General features: G+C 60.7%; 17 protein-coding genes. 3 read left to right on the plus strand and 14 right to left on the minus strand.

Annotation, left to right across the window (positions count from 1 at the left end):
* Nucleotides 1-155: 155 nt before the first annotated feature.
* Nucleotides 156-1,562, plus strand: a complete 1,407-nt coding sequence (glnA, locus tag PB2503_RS01925) for a type I glutamate--ammonia ligase (RefSeq protein WP_013299529.1) — start codon at nucleotides 156-158, stop codon at nucleotides 1,560-1,562.
* 156 nt (nucleotides 1,563-1,718) lie between these two features.
* Here the strand turns inward: glnA and PB2503_RS01930 are convergent, their stop codons facing one another.
* Together PB2503_RS01930 and PB2503_RS01935 are read right to left on the minus strand one after the other, a co-directional pair.
* Nucleotides 1,719-3,098 carry a PleD family two-component system response regulator gene (locus tag PB2503_RS01930; protein ID WP_013299530.1) on the minus strand — a complete coding sequence of 460 codons (1,380 nt, stop codon included), beginning with the start codon at nucleotides 3,096-3,098 and terminating at the stop codon, nucleotides 1,719-1,721.
* Nucleotides 3,099-3,145: 47 nt separating this feature from the next.
* A complete protein-coding gene (locus PB2503_RS01935; RefSeq protein ID WP_013299531.1) occupies nucleotides 3,146-3,538 on the minus strand; it encodes a response regulator in 393 nt (130 codons plus the stop codon).
* A gap of 144 nt (nucleotides 3,539-3,682) precedes the next feature.
* Between PB2503_RS01935 and PB2503_RS01940 the strand changes: the two genes are divergently transcribed.
* On the plus strand, nucleotides 3,683-4,981 hold the full coding sequence (locus PB2503_RS01940) for a DNA polymerase IV (RefSeq protein ID WP_041534856.1): 1,299 nt from the start codon (nucleotides 3,683-3,685) through the stop codon (nucleotides 4,979-4,981).
* A 7-nt stretch (nucleotides 4,982-4,988) separates the two neighbouring features.
* The gene (locus PB2503_RS01945; protein ID WP_041534857.1) at nucleotides 4,989-5,480 is read left to right on the plus strand and encodes a RidA family protein; all 492 of its coding nucleotides are present in this window, start codon (nucleotides 4,989-4,991) and stop codon (nucleotides 5,478-5,480) included.
* Here PB2503_RS01945 and lpxB read toward each other — a convergent pair.
* From lpxB to PB2503_RS02005, 12 genes are all read right to left on the minus strand, one after another.
* Complete coding sequence (gene lpxB, locus PB2503_RS01950) at nucleotides 5,421-6,608, minus strand: lipid-A-disaccharide synthase (protein WP_013299535.1); 1,188 nt, start codon at nucleotides 6,606-6,608, stop codon at nucleotides 5,421-5,423. The genes PB2503_RS01945 and lpxB overlap by 60 nt on opposite strands.
* On the minus strand, nucleotides 6,605-7,477 hold the full coding sequence (locus PB2503_RS01955; RefSeq protein WP_013299536.1) for an LpxI family protein: 873 nt from the start codon (nucleotides 7,475-7,477) through the stop codon (nucleotides 6,605-6,607). Before PB2503_RS01955 ends, lpxB begins: the two co-directional genes overlap by 4 nt.
* Nucleotides 7,478-7,480: 3 nt before the next feature.
* A complete protein-coding gene (gene lpxA / locus PB2503_RS01960) occupies nucleotides 7,481-8,266 on the minus strand; it encodes an acyl-ACP--UDP-N-acetylglucosamine O-acyltransferase (RefSeq protein WP_013299537.1) in 786 nt (261 codons plus the stop codon).
* Entirely contained in the window at nucleotides 8,263-8,733 is a 471-nt protein-coding gene (fabZ, locus tag PB2503_RS01965; RefSeq protein ID WP_013299538.1) for a 3-hydroxyacyl-ACP dehydratase FabZ, read from the minus strand. Before fabZ ends, lpxA begins: the two co-directional genes overlap by 4 nt.
* Nucleotides 8,730-9,776, minus strand: coding sequence for a UDP-3-O-(3-hydroxymyristoyl)glucosamine N-acyltransferase (gene lpxD, locus PB2503_RS01970; RefSeq protein WP_041534858.1), 1,047 nt, complete (start codon nucleotides 9,774-9,776; stop codon nucleotides 8,730-8,732). Before lpxD ends, fabZ begins: the two co-directional genes overlap by 4 nt.
* Before the next feature lie 151 nt (nucleotides 9,777-9,927).
* Entirely contained in the window at nucleotides 9,928-10,500 is a 573-nt protein-coding gene (locus PB2503_RS01975; protein WP_013299539.1) for an OmpH/Skp family outer membrane protein, read from the minus strand.
* Nucleotides 10,501-10,720: 220 nt separating this feature from the next.
* Nucleotides 10,721-13,282: an outer membrane protein assembly factor BamA gene (gene bamA, locus PB2503_RS01980; RefSeq protein ID WP_148235158.1), complete on the minus strand. Its 2,562-nt coding sequence runs from the start codon at nucleotides 13,280-13,282 to the stop codon at nucleotides 10,721-10,723.
* 57 nt (nucleotides 13,283-13,339) lie between these two features.
* Entirely contained in the window at nucleotides 13,340-14,833 is a 1,494-nt protein-coding gene (gene rseP / locus PB2503_RS01985) for an RIP metalloprotease RseP (protein ID WP_013299541.1), read from the minus strand.
* 58 nt (nucleotides 14,834-14,891) lie between these two features.
* Complete coding sequence (gene dxr, locus PB2503_RS01990; RefSeq protein WP_013299542.1) at nucleotides 14,892-16,067, minus strand: 1-deoxy-D-xylulose-5-phosphate reductoisomerase; 1,176 nt, start codon at nucleotides 16,065-16,067, stop codon at nucleotides 14,892-14,894.
* Between the two features lie 22 nt (nucleotides 16,068-16,089).
* Nucleotides 16,090-16,860, minus strand: a complete 771-nt coding sequence (locus tag PB2503_RS01995) for a phosphatidate cytidylyltransferase (protein WP_158305813.1) — start codon at nucleotides 16,858-16,860, stop codon at nucleotides 16,090-16,092.
* 165 nt (nucleotides 16,861-17,025) lie between these two features.
* Nucleotides 17,026-17,661 (minus strand): NrsF family protein, encoded by a 636-nt coding sequence (locus PB2503_RS13675; protein WP_083810936.1) that lies wholly within the window; start codon nucleotides 17,659-17,661, stop codon nucleotides 17,026-17,028.
* Entirely contained in the window at nucleotides 17,654-18,226 is a 573-nt protein-coding gene (locus PB2503_RS02005) for a sigma-70 family RNA polymerase sigma factor (protein WP_202944396.1), read from the minus strand. Before PB2503_RS02005 ends, PB2503_RS13675 begins: the two co-directional genes overlap by 8 nt.
* Between the last annotated feature and the right edge of the window lie 41 nt (nucleotides 18,227-18,267).

Genomic DNA, 18,267 nt, shown 5'->3' on the forward strand with positions numbered 1-18,267 from the left:
CAAGGCAGAACCTTGCGTTCATGGGTAATTAAGAGATAGTTGTGGGCTGGTGATGCAGTGGGCGCTTGCCGGATGGGGAAAGTCTTTCCAGTCTTCCTCCACCGTGGTCGGCCTGGGTTCGCTGCGGCGCAGTGTGGCAATGAGGAGATTAGCCGATGGCCGTCAAAGACGTGCTCAAAAAAATCAAGGATGAAGACATCCAGTATGTCGACCTCCGGTTCACCGACCCCAAGGGCAAATGGCAGCACGTCACCTTCGACAAGTCGATGGTGGACGAGGAACTGTTCGAAGATGGCACGATGTTCGACGGGTCATCGATCGCCGGATGGAAAGCCATCAACGAAAGCGACATGATTCTGATGCCCGATGCGGAGACGGCGATCGTCGATCCGTTTTTCGCGCAGCCGACCCTGTCGATCATTTGCGATATTCTCGAGCCCTCGACCGGCCAACCCTATAGCCGCGATCCCCGGACGACCGCCAAAGCGGCCGAGGCCTATCTCAAATCCTCCGGTATCGGTGACACGGCCTATTTCGGTCCCGAAGCCGAGTTCTTCATTTTCGAAGACGTGCGGATCTCCACCGAACAAAACAATATGGGCTTCTCCCTCGACTCAACCGAAGGGCCCTACAACATGGCCCGCGAATATGAGGGCGGGAACCTTGGTCACCGTCCGCGGGCCAAGGGCGGTTATTTCCCGGTTCCCCCGGTCGACAGCGAGCAAGATCTGCGGAGCGAGATGCTCAGCTATATGTCGCAAATGGGCCTTGAGCCGGAGAAGCATCACCACGAGGTGGCGCCTTCCCAGCATGAGCTCGGCATGAAGTTCAGCACTCTGCTGAAGATGGCCGACAACATGCAGATTTATAAATATGTCGTGCACCAGGTGGCCCACGCCTTCGGCAAAACGGCGACCTTTATGCCCAAGCCGGTCTTCGGCGATAATGGCTCAGGCATGCACGTTCACCAGTCGATCTGGAACGCAGGGAAACCGGTTTTCGCCGGCGACCGCTATGCCGATCTATCCGAGACCTGCCTTCACTACATTGGCGGCATCATCAAACATGCCCGCGCGATCAACGCCTTCTCGAATGCCTCGACCAACAGCTACAAGCGTCTGGTGCCGGGCTTCGAAGCGCCGATCATGTTGGCCTATTCGGCGCGGAACCGCTCGGCCTCGGTTCGGATCCCCTGGGTCTCCTCGCCGAAGGGGAAACGTATCGAAACCCGGTTCCCGGATGCGGCGGGCAACCCCTATCTGACCTTTGCGGCGCTCTTGATGGCGGGCCTCGATGGGATCGAAAACCGGATCGATCCGGGCGATGCCATGGACAAGGACCTCTATGATCTGAGCCCCGAAGAACAGCAGGGCATCCCCACGGTCTGCGCCTCCCTCGAAGAGGCCATGGCAGCGCTTGATGCCGATCGGGATTTCCTCCGCAAGGGCAATGTGTTCTCCGACGATCAGATCGACGCCTATATCGAGCTGAAGATGGAAGAGATCGTGCGCTACAACACGACACCGCACCCCGTCGAATTCGACATGTACTATTCGGTGTAAGTTTCGGACGGCGCCCCCCTTTGGCGGGGCGTCTTTCGAAGCCGGGGGTCCCTCCCCCCTCGACTGGGCCGCCCTTCACTGAGGGGCGGTCTTTTTGATGGCCCCCCCGCGCTTTAACGCCTTTTGCCTGTCGGCAGAGCGGACGGGGAAGCGCCCTTAGGCGGCCTCAAGAATGACCCGATTACGGCCGCCTTCTTTGGCCCGATAGAGGGCTTCATCCGCGCGTTTCAACAGTGATGCCGGGGTTTCCTCTCGGCTGGTGCCATCAAAAAAGGCCATGCCGATGCTGACGGTCACGCTGAACGATTGCCCGTTTCCGGCATCGATTTGCAGGCCCGCAATTTCCTTTCGAAGCCGTTCGGCAATCACTTCCGACCCCTCCCTTGGGGTTTCGGGCAACACCACCACGAACTCTTCGCCGCCATAACGACAGGCAAGGTCCATCCCCCGGAGCGAGAAATGCAGCATGTGGCCGATTTCGCGCAAAACGGCATCCCCCACGTCATGCCCATAGGTATCGTTGACGGCTTTGAAGAAATCCACATCGAGGATCATGACACTGAGAGGCAGTTCTCGTTTGACCGCCTTGGTCAGCAGGCGCGGCAATTGCGACTGCAGGAACCGCCGATTGTAGATGCCGGTCAGCCCGTCAAGAACGGCCAATTCAAGACTTTGACTTAGCGAGTCGCGCAGGTGCTCGACATACCATTTGCGGCGAAGCTGCGTGCGGACCCTGGCCGCCATTTCCTGCACATCGATGGGGCGCATGAGATAGTCATTGACCCCGATATCCAGCGCCTTGACCAACCGCCGCGTATCCTCCTGATCGGCGATCGCCAGCAATGGCAGGAGACGGGAGCCTTCGGCCGAGCGGATCGCCGAACACAGTCGAAGGGGATCGTAACTCTCAAGTCCCAAATCGACCATGATCATATCCGGCAGGTCGGTTCGGATACGATCCAAAAGCTCACGGCTGTCATTCTGATAACTGAAATTGATCCCGGACAGCAGACTTTCGCTGTCATTTTCGAGGCCTTCGATTACGGGACGATCGCTGATGATGATGACTTCGCCGATCTCACGCTCGACATCCTCGATCTTCGGGGTTTCGATCGCGCCCAATTGCGCCCCTTGGGCGTGACGATGCCGCAACTCGTCAGTCATCTGCTTCAACCGTGAGAGGTTTCGGACCCGCGCGAACAGGGCCAGATCCTGGACCGGCTTGGTCAGAAAATCATCGGCCCCGGCTTCGAGCCCCGCAATCCGGTCGCTGCGCTGGTCGAGGGCGGTGACCATCACCACGGGGATGTGGCGGGTCAGGGGGTCTTCTTTCAGGAGCTTACAGGTCTCAAAGCCATCGATCCCCGGCATCATCACATCGAGCAGGATGATATCGGGGGACTGCGTCCGCGCCAGCTCGATGGCTTCGCGGCCCCCAAGGGCCGTGATCACCTCGAAATATTCTGCTCTGAGTTTGGCCTCCAGAAGCTTTACGTTCGGGGCGAGATCGTCGACTACCAAGACGCGTGCGGTCATACGCTTTCTCAATCATGAGAGGGGGAACCCCCGGGACAGCGCGTATTCTAGCTGAGATACCTTTTCACTTTATCAAGAAATACCGGAACTGAGATCGGCTTGGCGATATAGTCTTCACATCCGCCTTCACGGATGCGGGCCTCGTCGCTCTTCATCGCGAAGGCCGTCACGGCAATCACAGGGATTGCCCGCAACTCGTCATCGGCCTTGATCTCACGGGTCACGTCGAGACCGGATTTCTCGGGAAGTTGAATATCCATCAAAATCAGGTCGGGGCGATGAGCCCGCGCCAGATCAAGCGCTTCGGCGCCATTCACCGCCTGGAGCACCCGATATCCCTGGACTTCGAGAAGGTCGTGGAAGAGCTTCATGTTAAGCTCATTATCCTCGACGATCAGAACCGTCCGGTCCGCGTTTGGAGTGCCCGCAGGCTCACTCATTTGATTCACACCTACTGGCAAATGCATCAATCCCAGATACTTTACGGTGAGTCCGCACCGGTAAACCCCGATCGTCTCACACCCCTCTAAACAATTGACACTGTTGTTCGACCATCGAAGTTAATTGCAGGTTGACCTTGGACCATGGAATCGACAGCGACAAATTCTAAGGGCGTGTGCCTTGATTGCGGCGGGGTCAGCGAGCCCGTATCGCCTCTCTGTCCAATCTGTGGCTCGGCAAGGCAAGTATCCCATCCCGAACTGGATCGCCTCTCCATCGCTCATGTCGATTGCGACGCCTTCTTTGCTGCCATCGAAAAGCGCGACGACCCAAGCCTTGTCGACAAGCCCGTGCTGGTGGGCGGCGGCCATCGCGGCGTGGTCTCGACATGCTGCTATATCGCCCGGTCCTACGGCATCCACTCCGCCATGCCGATGTTCAAGGCAAAGGCCCTCTGCCCCCAGGCTGTCATCGTGCCCCCCCGCGGCGCGGCCTATCGGGAGGCGGCGGCCCAAATCCGCGACTTGATGGCGCCCCTGACCCCGCTGATCCAGCCGGTCTCCATCGATGAGGCTTATCTCGATCTGGGCGGGACTGAGCGCCTTCATGGCGCCATTCCAGCGCAATTGCTGGCAAAGCTCGCCAAAGACGTCGAAACCCAGATAGGCATCACCCTTTCCATCGGTCTGAGCGTCAATAAATTGCTCGCCAAGATCGCGTCGGATTTCGACAAACCGCGGGGGTTCACCCTCATTGGCGGCACCGAAGCGGCGAACTTCCTCGCCCCCTATCCGCCGGGCCTGTTGCCGGGAATCGGCACCCGCTTTTCAGAGAAGCTGATGCGCGACGGATTCCGTACATTGGGAGACCTACAGCACTGTTCCACTCGAGAGCTTGTGGATCGTTATGGGGAGCACGGCTTGACCCTCAGGGCCCGCGCCTGCGGCGAAGATCCCCGTCCGGTGACCGTGGATCGTGAGACCAAGAGCGTTTCCGGAGAGACGACGTTTCGCGCCGATATCGGCGATGCCGCCGCCTTAGAGGACCATCTCTATGCAATGGCGCGAAAGGTCTCCTCCCGCGCCAAAGAAAAGGGCCTTGCGGGCCGTGTCGTCACGCTGAAGCTCAAGACCGCCCGATTTCGCACCTTCACCCGGCGCCAGACCCTGCCCCATGCCTCGAACCTGACGCGGGTTATTTTCGATTGCGCACGGGCAATGTTGACTGCCGAGCTTCAAAAAGGGAGGACTCCGGTCACCTATCGCTTGATCGGGGCCGGGATCTCCGATCTGGTACCGGCAGAGGTCATGCATGACGGCTATCTTTTCGCCGAGGACCTCGAAAAAACCGGACGCCGCGAGGATGCGATCGATAAGCTCAACGCGCGCTTCGGCGAAGACAGTATCGGCACCATGCGCGACCGGCGCATCGCGAGAAAGTGAGACCACGATGACGAGCCCCTTTGACGACCGCCTTGATAAAATGGGTATCGTTTTGCCCGAGCCAGCCGCCCCCGTAGCCTCCTATGTCCCGGCGATGGCCGTTGGCGAGCTGCTTTTCGTTTCAGGTCAGATCCCCGTAGCCTCTGAAACCCTGGTCAAGGGGATTGTCGGCGGCGCCCCGTGGTCTGACGTCCCCGCCCTTACCCTTGAGGAAGGCAAGGAAGCCGCCAAAATATGTGCGATCAATCTGCTCGCCCAGGTCAAAGCGTATCTTGGGGGCAGTCTGTCCGATCTGGTTGGCTGCGTGAAACTGGGGGGCTTTGTCGCCTGCGGCCCCGATTTTCGTGACCAGCCGGCGGTGATCAACGGTGCCTCTGACTTTATGATCGATGTGATGGGGGATGCGGGACGACACACGCGTTTTGCCGTCGGTGCGCCCTCACTGCCCCTTGGCGTTGCGGTGGAGATCGACGGTATCTTCCGGATCAAGCAATCCTAACACCGCCTCGGCGGCACGGCCTGCGGTATTGCCCTCCCCGATCAAGGCGGGCAGCAATTGCCGATACGCCGTCAATTGCGTCCGTCGCGCATCATCGTCAGTAAATAGACGAATAATGTCCGCGGACAGTTGATCGGGCGTGCAATCATCCTGAAGACGTTCGGGAATGACTTCGCGCCCGGCAAATATGTTCACTATCGAGATATATTCAGTAATTAGAACACGCTTTGCCCAAAAGGCCGTCAGCGGATCGACCCGATAGCCCACGACCATGGGCGTTCCGGCCATGGCAATTTCCGTCGTCACCGTGCCTGACGCGGCGAGGGCAACATCGGCCGCCTCAAAGAGATCGTATCGCTCTTCGGGGGGAATGCAGAGGGGGGGCACAGGCCATTCCCTGGTCGCCGTCACCACCTGTTCGGCAACAGAAGGGGCAAGCGGTATCACCGGCACAAGGCCCCGTACCGACTGCGCAGCCAGGGTGGTGGCGTCGCCGAAGATCGACAGGAGGCGACTGACCTCGCCTTTACGGCTGCCCGGCAGAACCGCGAGAAGATCCCGCCCCTCAAGCCCGTGGCGGGTCCGAAACGCCTTACCGGACCGCGGCGTCGCCGCCATCGCTTCGAAATTTGGGTTTCCGACGAACAGCGCCCTCGTCCCCGCTTCCTCGAAGATTGGAGGTTCGAAAGGCAGCAGGGCGAGGACCAGGTCAAAATGATCGCGGACAAATGCGGTCCGCTGGGGGCGCGAGGCCCAGACCTGTGGCGCGCCATATTTGACGATCGGTAGGTTAGGGGCACGCTGACGAATCCGTTTCGCGGACAATCGAGAGAACGTCCATCCGTCGACAAAGACGGCGCAGACCACATCCCCTTGGGCGGCCCGCCGGGCCAATTGCCGCGCGCGAGACCAGGCCGCAGGGATCACCTTCGCGACGTCGGTGAACCCCATGACGGAGAAAATATCGATATCGAAAAGGCTCTCAAACCCTTCGGCCTGCATTTGCGGCCCCCCGCACCCGGTAAAGGTCAGATGGGGTGCCCGCTGTCTCATCTCTCTGATAAGCGCAGCGCCAAGGGCATCGGCCGACGGTTCCACCGCGGCGATCATCACGACCGGCGGCGTCACGCGCCCTCTCGCAGATCATGGCTAGTATAGCCGTAGACAAACAATCCACGGGCATCGGCACAGCGCGCTACGGCCCCACTGTCTAGGACAAGGCCCCCCGATGCCTCGACCGCAATGCCTGCCAAACCGGCCTCCGCCGCCAGCTCCACCGTCCTGACACCGATCGTTGGCAAATCGACACGACGCTCTTGTTCAGGCTTGGGACATTTCAACAAGACGCCGCGACGTTCGGACCGGTTCCCTTCCTCCCCCTGGAGCCGCGCGATCAAGGGCGCACAGCGACCAAGCATCAGATCCGTTCCCTCCGCCGCCTCAATCGCAATGACAAAGCCTTGCCGCACGACGGCCCCCTGCCCCACATCGAAGGGGCCCAAGGCGGCAACCACCGCCGCCGCCTTTCGCATATCCGACAAGTCGCACGTATCGGGGCCAAGCATGCCAAGGGCACCGGCCGGAACGGTCAAGGCCGTGGCGACATCATCCGCCCCCACCACATAGAACCCCTCTGACGCGAAGGTTGCGACAAGAACATCCAGCATCGCCCCGTCCCCCTGGGTCGCCGCCGATAAGATCTTTGGAAGGAGCTTCGCCCCACGCCAATCCGGCCTGAGCGTGGCAAAGTTCGGCCGTGTCACATTCCCCGCTAACACGACGGCGTCGCAGCCATGATCCTTCAGAACTCTGATCGCCTTCCCCACCTCACCGATACCGCACCAGCTCGGCTTGAAAGACTTGAGAATATCATCCGCATACCCAGACAAGGCAAGAATGTGGAAAGGCGCGTCTTGCTGTTGGCAACTCTCCGCGATCTTGAGAGGGAGACTTCCGCCGCCCGCAATGATCCCGAGCTTCTTCCACGGCTCTGCCACGGCTCAAGCCCCCGGTTGGCAGAGAGGACGCTTCGCCTCTTCCTTCAAAAAGGCCAAAATGGTCTGAACCTCGTCAATATCGCCGAATGCCTCTTCGGTGGCGGCGACACGCTCCTTCAACGTTCCCGATGCGGCAAAGAGCGAACGAAAAGCGCTCCGTAGGCGATGGATGGTCTCTCTTGACAACCCCCGGCGCTTCATCCCGATAATATTGAGACCCTCGAGAGTGGCCGTGTTCCCCTTGGCCGAGCCGTAGGGAATAAGATCCCCTCGCAGGATCCCACCGCCCCCCAGAATGGCATAGGGCCCCACCCGACAGAATTGATGCATCGCCGATAGTCCGCCCAGAAAGGTATGATCGCCGATCCGGCAATGACCGGCCAGGGTGGCATTATTGGCAAAGGTCACATGATTACCGACAACACAATCATGGGCGATATGGGCCCCCACCATCAGGAGGCAATCATCGCCAATCGACGTGACCCCCTGATCCAGCATCGTGCCCGTATGCATCGTCACATGCTCTCGCACCCGATTACGCTTACCGATGATGAGGCGTGTCGGCTCACCTCGATGGGCGTTGTGCTGGGGCGGTGTGCCGATCACACAAAAAGGACCGATCTCAGTCCCCTCACCGATTTCCGTCCGCCCGGTGACGACCGCATGGCTAGAGATATGGACGTTCGGCCCTAGACGGACCTCTGGCCCGATATGGGCAAAAGGTCCAACCTTCACGCCTTCGCCAATCTCAGCACCGTCTTCGATGATCGCGGTGGGGTGCAGGGTCATTTCGGCTCGGTCAACATGGCCCCGAAAGACGCTTCGGTCGCCAATTTCCCATTCACATAGGCTTTGGCCTCATACCGCCAGACAGGGGGACGCTTTGAGGCGATTTTGGTCTCGATACGCAATTGCTCGCCTGGAAACACAGGATGACGGAATTTAGCTTTCTCGATCCCCATGAAGAGAACGACTTTTCCTTCCGTGTCGATCTCTTCGACATATGCGGTATAGGCCGCGGCGGTTTGCGCCATCGCCTCGATGATCAGGACACCAGGCATGACGGGCATTTGCGGGAAATGCCCCTCGAAAAAGGGCTCATTCGCCGTCACCGATTTTACCCCGGTCGCCCCGTCGAGGGTGATGTCGACGATTTTGTCGATCATCAACATGGGGTAGCGATGCGGCAGGATCGCCTTGATGCCATTGACATCGAGATCCGGGAACGTACGCGGCGTATCTTGAGACTCGGTCACTTCTCTCTCCCTTTGGCCAGCCGCGACAGCGACGCGACTTCTTTCATCCATTGTCTTGCCGGCTTGGCCGGAATCCCCCCCCAGCGTTCCCCCGGCGGCACGTCTTTCATCAAACCACTCTTAGCACTGATCATCGCCCCCGCGCCAATGGTCAAGTGATCGGCCATGCCCGCCTGTCCGCCGATCATCGCACCGTCGCCGATCGTACATGACCCGGAAACCCCTGTTTGGGAGGCGACCACCACGCCTTTCCCGAAGCGGCAATTGTGGGCAATCTGGCAAAGATTGTCGATCTTTGTCATGCTGCCAATGCGTGTGTCGTCCAGGGCGCCGCGATCGATGGTGGTGTTGGCGCCGACATCTACTTCGTCGCCGATCATCACCCGTCCCAATTGGGGAACGGCGACCGGGCGGCCATCGACCGCGATATAGCCAAAGCCGGGCTCCCCTACCCTGGTGCCGGAGAGGAAACGACACCTTTTCCCAATGATCGCATGGGTGATCACAGAATGGGGCCCCACCTGGGTGTCCTCACCGATCTCGCAGCCAGGACCGATGAGCGCATAAGGACCGATGACCGCCCCCGCGCCAATTCGGGCACCATCCCCGAGGATCGCCGTATCGTGAACCACCGCGTGGGGATCGATATCGGCTTCCGCCATCCCCCACCCGCCCTGTTCGGCGAGGGAGCGATGCAAATGGTGAGCAAGCCGGGCAAAAGACGCCTTCGGCCCCGGCACCGCAAGAATGAGAGCACCGGGAAAAGCGGTACGGACGGCTTCGGCATCGGACGGCCTGACCAGAACGAGGGCTATCTCCGACGCGACGGGGGCTTCTTGGTGGTCTCCCCGCCAGCTCTCCAGAAAGATCGCCGCGCCGGTCCCCGCCTGTCCTGCGGGCGCGACATGCGTGACGGCGCGTCCCCCCCCTTCTTCGGCAATGTCTCCGGCCAACAAGTCGAGGACAGCCCCCTTATCAAGGGGCGGTGACGTCGAGAAAAAGCGGGGGTCGGGACGGATCTCCCGATCGGAAAACACGGTCATATCGAGCTCTTAAGAGAGATCCCCCTCAGGGGACAATGACAGACACCGATTGCAGGGCGCCGACAAAAAAATCGCCTGACCGACAAATCGGTCAGGCGGCAGTATTTTCGCCCAACAGGACCGGGGCCCGCCTTGACAGCGGGCCACCCGCTTACTGAGCTTGAGCCTCGGCCCGGGCCGCCACCTCGGCGACCAGGCTGTCAATATCGAGACTGCTCAGCTTTTGGTTGACGGCGGCCAGAACTTCGTCGGTCGCGTCGTACTTCTTGGAATAAAAGCTCAGCGGCACCTGACGTTCCACCACGTCGACCCGACGACGGGAAGCAATTTCGTCAAGACTATCATTGATGACGACGTTGATCTTGTTCTCAGCCAGCTCCCGCACGACGGACATTTGCTGGTTCACCTGATTACGGCTGGCCTGCAGCCCCGCCAGCTTCCCCTGATATTCCTGCACCCGCTCACCGTAGCGGGCTTGGATCTGCTCGGGCTTCAGACCATCCGTCGCTTTTTGAAGCTCCTGCCCCTCTTTTTGCACCTCCGCCACGATGGGCTGGAGCTTCGCGACGATCTCATCGCGCTTGGCAGCCAATTCCTTGTCAATGGACTGCCAGGCGTTGGAGTCACGAACGACCTTGCCATGGTCGTAATACGCCACTTTTTGCGCAAAGGCCGCCCCCGGCAACATGCCCAGAACGACAATCAGAGCGATAAACTTTTTCATACCCATACCTCTTAACCGGAGCGATGGAAGCCAAGCTCTCCCTTTCCAGGCCCCGTCCTAATGCCACCGAGGCCATTTCGGCCATTACGGTTATGTGAAATCTGACGGCAACCGCCCCCCAAGAGCACTTTCAGGCGAAGCCGGAACCGGCGCGCGCGAAAAAATGCGACAACATAACGACCTAGAGACGTCCCACCCCTCCAGCTGAATTGCAACGGCTTTAGAAGGCGCCCCCGGCACTGAACCGGAAGACCTGGGTTTCGTCGTACTCTTCCTTCTGGATCGCTTCGGCCAAGTCAATCTGCACGGGCCCGAAGGGCGAGCGCCAATTGATCGAGAGCCCGGCAGTGGCCCGCATCGAGAAATCGTCCTGGACCGGCGGATCGGGAATTCCGTCATCGTCGAAGTCGACAAAATTGACTGGGTCATTGTTGAGGAGCTTATCGTCCTCGTCGACGACGCCCACCGCCCCGAAATCACTGAATAGCGCGGCACGAATGCCATATTGCGGCGGTAAAGGCAGCGGCAGCACGGCTTCCACCGTGCCGATCGCATAGGCTTTCGCGCCAATCGCCCGATCGAATCCGGCCTGAGTCACCCCGTTGACCGTCGCGCCGGGTTCAAAATAGCGCGGACCGACCCCCGCCACATCAAACCCGCGGAACCCGCGATTGCCGCCCTTGAAGAAGCGGTCGCTGACCCGCACGCCGTCATCTCCGAAACCGTCAATATACCCGACATCGAATTTCAGCGCGCCGACGAAATCCAGCGGCAGGGGCCGGTAGAGCGACCCCCGGGCCGTCGATTGGAGGTAATTCACATCCCCCCCGACGCCGGCAAGCGCCTGGGAGAGATCCACACGCCAACCGCGGGACGGCGTAATCGGATCGTCGCGGCGATCGAAGCGGAGAGAATATCCCACCTGGGAGGTGAGGAACTTGCCGCGGCTCTCACAGGTCGGATCGAGGGAGCGGGTCAGGAGATCGCAAATCTCCACCTGATAGGTGAGATCGCCATTCGGCGCGGTCTCAACAATCTCAGGGGTGCTCGCGCCATTGACCAGGAAATCCTCGATCACCTCGCCTTCACTCGCCTCGACCACCTGGGTCGTCGAGCGTTCAAGGGTCACATCATCCTGACGAAGAAGATAGCTGAGGCTCATACTCCCAAATTCCGACACCGGGAAGCCGATATTGAGCCCCCCCCCGATCGAGTCGGAAATAAAGCCCGCCTCCTCGAAATCCGTGCGGTTGGCGGTGAAGGAAAAGCCCGCCCGCAATCGCCGACCGAGGAAATAGGGCTCGGTAAAGCTGACCCGCGCCCGACGGGTCCGCGACGAGGTTTGCAGGTCGAGCAGAAGATACTGCCCGCGTCCCAGCAAATTCCGTTGTTCAAGCTGGAAATTGATAATGAAGCTATCGGCCGAGCTCAGCCCCGCACCGATCTGGAAGGAGCCCGTTGATTGCTCCGTCACCGCCACATCGAGGACCGTCCGGTCCGGGGCACTGCCCGGCTGCTCTTCGATCGCGACCTCGGAGAAGAAGCCGAGCCCCTTGATCCGACGCTCAGAGCGCTCGACCAGCACCCGGTTGAAGGCATCCCCTTCGGTCAGGCGCATTTCGCGGCGAATAACCCGATCGAGGGTCTGGGTGTTCCCCCGGATATTGATGCGATCGACATAGACCCGTGGCCCTTCATTGACCTCGAACACCACATCGACGGTTTTGGTGTCTGCATTGCGGGTCAGGCGAGGCGCCACATCGACAAAGGCATAGCCATTGATCCCCGTCGCATAGGCAATGGCCTCTTCGGCCTTCTCGATCAGCTCGGAATTGAACTGCGTTCCCTCCCGAATTGGCAGCACGGCCTTAAGGGCATCGCCTTCAATTTTGTAGAGGGTGGTGCGGACATCGACTTTGCCGAAGGTATATTGCGGCCCCTCTTCCACCGTGAAGGTGATGAAGAAATCTTCCCGGTCGGGGGTGAGTTCCGCAACGGCGGACGCGACCGAAAAATCCGCATAGCCCTGCTTAGTATAGAACTCGCGCAGCAATTGGCGGTCATATTCCAACCGGTCAGGATCGTAATTGTCGTTGGATTCAAGGAAATTCCACCAGGCGCTTTCCGAGGTCAGGATCGCCTTGCGCAGCTGCGCGTCCGTAAAGGCCTCATTGCCGACGAAATTGATCGCTGCGACCCCGGTTTTCGGGCCTTCTTCGATTTCGAAAATGACGTCGACGCGGTTTTGCGGCAACTCGACGATCTTCGGCGTGACAGAGGCCCCAAAACGCCCCGTTGCGCGATAAACACCGAGGATCCGTTGGGTATCCGCCTGAACTTTCGCACGGGTGTAGATGGCCCGAGGGGCGAGTTGGATCTCCTCGGTGAATTTGTCCTCGTTCGTCCGATTGCCCTCGAAAATGACGCGATTGACGATCGGGTTTTCCTGCACCGCAACGGTCAGAACGCCATTATCGAAACTGATGCCCGCATCGGCAAACAGCCCGGTGCCGAACAACGTCTTGAGGGAGGCATCGATCGCCACCTGGGAAACCCGTTGCTCCGGCCCAATCGGCAGATAAGACCGCACTGTGCTGGCTTCGATCCGCTGATTACCGACAACTTCAATCCGACGGATTAGGCCCCCGGTCTCGTCCGGTACGGTGGCAGCGCCAACGGGCTCGGACGGCACAACCGGGCTCGACTGTGCACTGACTGTCGGAACCAGGACAATCGATGCAGCCCCACCCATGAGACCTGCCGCAATATGTCTTACGCCCATGTTACCTTCCGTCGTGAAGCGCCCGCCTGTCCGGACTCATCGATTAGTCATTGGGCGTTACGCGCCCACTTTCATCACCAAGCCAACAACGTCGTTGACGATCACAAAAATCATGAAGGTGCCGACGATCGCAAGGCCGACGCGGAACCCTATCCCTTGTACTCTGTCACTCAACGGCCGACCGGCAATCGCCTCGTACCCGTAATACACCAGGTGCCCACCGTCCAGAACCGGGATGGGAAGCAGGTTCATGAACCCGATCGAGACAGAGATGAGCCCCGCAAGGCTTATAAATTGTGAAAGACTGATCTTCAGTCGGTCGCTCAGCGGAATATCGTAAGTCGGCTCGAACCCAGATTTCGCGGCCTGGCCCGCATATTGGGCGATCTTCACCGGTCCGCCCATCTGACGGGGATCCTCGCGGCCGAGGATCAGTCGTCCCAGATAGCGCAAGGTGGTCTCGATCACGGTGCCGACCTGTCGGGTGCCGTCGACCAGCGCCATTAAGGGGCTATAGGTCCGAAGCGGCGGCAGCGGCGCCCCGATGCCGAGGGTGGCATAGCTCTCCGCCGTCGCGCCCTCGCCGACAACTCTCGTCCCGAGGGTCACGCGGACCTCCCGTATCTGGCCGTCCTGAGTGCGGAACTGCACGGGGACCGTCTGCCCCGCGCGGCCTTCAATGGCGTCATAGATATCGGAGAAGGTGAACACCTCCTGCCCGGCCACGGAAACGATCTCGTCCCCAACGGCAAGGCCCGCTGCCGCGGCGGGACCCTCCTCCGCCAAAGCCCCGACCAAAGGCGGGGTGAAGGCGACGATGCCTAACTGCCCCATCCGCACCTTGTTGCCATAGGCATCCGTTTGTTCGGTCCGGCGCGGCGTAGCAGTAATCGTCTCCGTCTCCCCATCACGCTCAACGACAAAGGTCAGCGTTTCATCAGCGGCGAGGCGGACCCTGGTCACCAGGTCGTTGAAACTGCGCAATGTCCGGCCATTCACCGACAGAATGCGGTCTCCGGGCTCAAAGCCCGCGGCATCGGCGACGGTGTTCGGCGCCACCCGCCCCACCACAGGATCAACCGTCCGCGTTCCCAACAGGAAAAGGATCGCCGAGAAGATAAGAGCGCCGAGAATGAAATTGGCCACCGGCCCCGCCGCGACGATCAACGCCCGCTGCCAGACCGGCTTGAAATGAAAGCAAACGCGCTTCTCCTCCTCCGTGAGAAGAGCGGCCAGCCGATCCTTCTCGGAGCCGAATTGAGTGGTGGCGGGCCGCGCGCCTTTCGCCTCCGTCCCCGCAGAGGCGGCATTCGCGTCGCCGAAGAATTTCACATAGCCGCCGAGGGGAATGGCGGCGATTTTCCAGACCGTGCCTTTTCGGTCGGTCCATTGAAGCATCGCCTTGCCAAATCCGATCGAGAACGTCTCGACCTTTACGCCGCACAGGCGCGCCGTTTTGAAATGGCCATATTCGTGGATGAAGACGATAAACGCCAACAGCACCGCGAAGGCCACAAGCGAGACCAGAACCGTAAGGGCAAGATCGACCATAGCTCGGTCCTAACGGTGCCCGCGGCTGAACGGAATATACTGATTAGAGATTTACGCCTCAGAGGCTGAGGGCGCGCGCCTTCACAGCGGCCCGCGCCGCGCGGTCGGCCTCCAAGACCCCTTCGAGGGTGAAGGGGTCCCCTTCGGGCTGGACGGTTTGCAGGCAATGATCGGTCAGGGCGGCGATATCGGTAAAGCGGACCTGTCCCTTCAGGAAGGCCGCCACGGCCACCTCGTTCGCCGCATTCAGCACCGCCGTCATCAGCCCGCCCGCCTCAAGGCTCTCCCGCGCTTGCCGCAGGGCCGGAAAGCGCTGTTCGTCAGGGGGCTCGAAGGTCATCCTCCCCACAGCGGCGAGGTCAAGGGGGGTGGCGCCGGTCGGGATCCGCTCCGGCCAGGCCAAGGCCGAAGCGATCGGAATCGTCATGTCCGGCGTCCCGAGCTGGGCCAGCATTGAGCCGTCGATATAATCCACCATCGAGTGAATGACCGATTGGGGATGGACAAGGATCTCGATCCGCTCCTTCGGAACCGGAAACAGATAGGCCGCCTCGATGCGCTCAAGGCCCTTATTCATCATGGTGGCCGAATCGACCGAGATTTTCGCCCCCATCGACCAATTGGGGTGAGACACCGCCTCGGCCGCCGTCACCTGATCGAAGGTGTCCCGAGGCCGCTCTCTGAACGGTCCGCCCGACGCGGTGAGCACGATCCGCCGCACTGTCTCCGGCCGGGCGAAGTCGAAGACCTGGAAGATCGCATTATGCTCGCTGTCGACGGGGAGGAGCCGCCCGCCCCCTTCGGCAACCGCCGCCAGAACAGCCTCCCCCGCACAGACAAGACATTCCTTGTTGGCAAACGCGATATCGGCGCCGCGATGGGCCGCCGCTAGAAGAGGCTTGATGCCCGCCGCCCCGACAATGGCCGCCATCACCCAATCGGCGTCACGCTCGGCAGCTTCGATCACCGCCTCGGGACCGGCCCCATGGGCAATGCCGGTGCCCTTGAGCGCGGCTGCCAGACGGCCGCCGGCACCGGGATCCGCCACCGCCGCAAAGGAGGCCTGATGTTCGATGGCAAGGGCCGCCAGGGCCTCGGCATTGGTGTGCGCCGTGAGGGCTTCGACCTCGATCTCCGCCGCCGCGGTCCGGCGGGTATCGGCGACCAGCTTGAGCGTACAGGTCCCAACAGAGCCCGTGGCGCCGAGGACCGTAACCCGCCGTTTGAGTGTCATTCAGTGCCTTTCATCCGCCGCCTCATTCTTGCCCGATCAGCAACAGGAAAGCCAGTATGACGGCCGCGAAGATAAATCCATCGAGGCGATCGAGCACGCCGCCATGGCCAGGAAAGGCGCCGCCGGTATCCTTGATGTCATAGGCGCGCTTGAGCGCACTCTCCAGCAGATCGCCGATCAATGTGGCCAGGGACAGACCTGCGGCGACCAGCCAAAGGGGCGCAATCAACGGCGGTAAGCTCAGCACCTGGCCAAGGAGGAGAGCGGTCCCAGACCCCGCCATCAATCCGCCAAGGACCCCCGCCCAGGTTTTGTTCGGCGACAGCGCCGGCCAGAATTTGGGCCCGCCGAGAAAGGTCCCCACGAGATAGGCACCGCTGTCGGTGGCCCACACCACCACGAAAAGCAGCACCGCCGCCGCCAGCCCCCCATCGTGGCGGATGAACAGAACCGCCACGGCGGGCAGCAGAAGATAAATCGCCCCGATCAAGGGCCAGGACACCGCCGCCTTGCGCCGCCGCTCGAGCAGCGTGGCGATCCCCCCCCCGAAGATCGCGATGAGTGACGCAAGACCATAAGCCCCGCCCGCGGCGAAAAAGACGGTCGCGAAGGCCGTAAGGGACAGGGTGTAGAATCCGCGGGAAAATTCCGCCCGATCGACGATGCGGGCCCATTCGAAGATCAAGATGATCAACATAAAGGCGATGAGTGCCGAAAAGGCAGGCCCCCCCCACCAGACGATCCCGAGGGCCAAGGGCACAAGCAGGCCGGCCGTCACAATCCTGGTGATCAACCCCCTGAGACGGGGGGCGGCGCCAGGGGGGCGCAGAGGCGAAGGGGAAGCGGTGATCGGGGTCCTCGTCGGCAGCTCCCGCCCTTGGCGGGTCTGCCGCGGTCCTAATCGCTTTTCCATCGAAGAGGGAACCACCGGTGAAGACACCGGCCCCGCCCCATCACCCTACCATTGATTGAAATCAGGCAGCACCCGGACGCACCAGGCCGATGAGACGATGATTGCCCCCCCATACCAAACCCCAATGTACCAGAGGCTCGTATAAGGACAGATGAGCGAAAAGAGAGTCGCGCCGAACGCGCCGCCCGTCAGCCCGATCAGGAGGGCCGTCCGACCCGGCTGCACCGAAGCGGCTCGGGTCATTAAGAGCCCCATGGCAAAGCAGACGGGAAGCGACAGCAGCGTAATCGCCGACAAACATCCAAGCCCCTGACGTGGCAAAAGGGTGGCCTCGAGACCCGGCCCCATCGCGTAATCGAAGCTCATCAGCCCCATCAGCCCCACCGCCGAGCCCCCCGCCAAAATCACCGGATCGAGCCGGCGGGCGGTCGCCTCAAAGCTGTGCAGCGCCGCGGCCAGAGAGGTCACAAACAACGAGCTGAACAGCACGATCTTCATGATCATCTGCCGCGGCGCGGCGTCGACATAAGCGGCGAATCGCTCAGGATCGAAAAAGTACGAAAAGCCAATCACCTCGACCAGCACCACAAGGGCAATGATCACCAAATCCTGCGCGCCGCGGCGGCGGGCAACCGGCTGAGCTGTCGCCGCAAGGCCCTCAATGAACGACATATTACTCATGGGACTTCTCCAGGAGTTTCACTAGTTTTTTCCGTGCACGGTGGATATTGACCTTGACCAAAGACGCGCTTTGACCTGTCGCCACCGAAATTTCTTCGATTGAGCGCCCTTCCACCTTCGCCAACCGCAATACCTCTGCCTGAGCGGGGGGGAGGTGTGTCATCACCTTTTGCAACAGGATCCGGGAGAGAACGCTCTCTTCGTGACTGTCGATTCCGTGATCGTCGGTGAGCTCAGCCTCTTCTGCGCGATAAGCCGCGCGCAGACCGTCGAGCCATTTGAACCGGGCAATCGCGACGAACCAGGGGGGAAAGGGCCGCGACGGATCGTAGGTATGCCGCTTGCGATGGACCGCCAAGAGCGTTTCCTGAATCGCATCGTCGATCCGCTCATGGGCGAGACGGCGCGGGAGATAGAGGCGAAGCCACTGATCGCAAAGGCTCAACGCCTCGGTATAGGCGGCCTTATCGCCCTTTTGCGCTTTCGCCATCAGCGCCCCGCACGGGCTGAGATCCACCTGGTGGATGGGTGTCCGGGACGCCTTTGTAAAATCGACGATGGTCATCACCATCTCCCCCCATCAGATCAAAGGGATATTCGGCTCTG

This window comes from Parvularcula bermudensis HTCC2503 (assembly GCF_000152825.2).
Lineage (GTDB): Bacteria > Pseudomonadota > Alphaproteobacteria > Caulobacterales > Parvularculaceae > Parvularcula > Parvularcula bermudensis.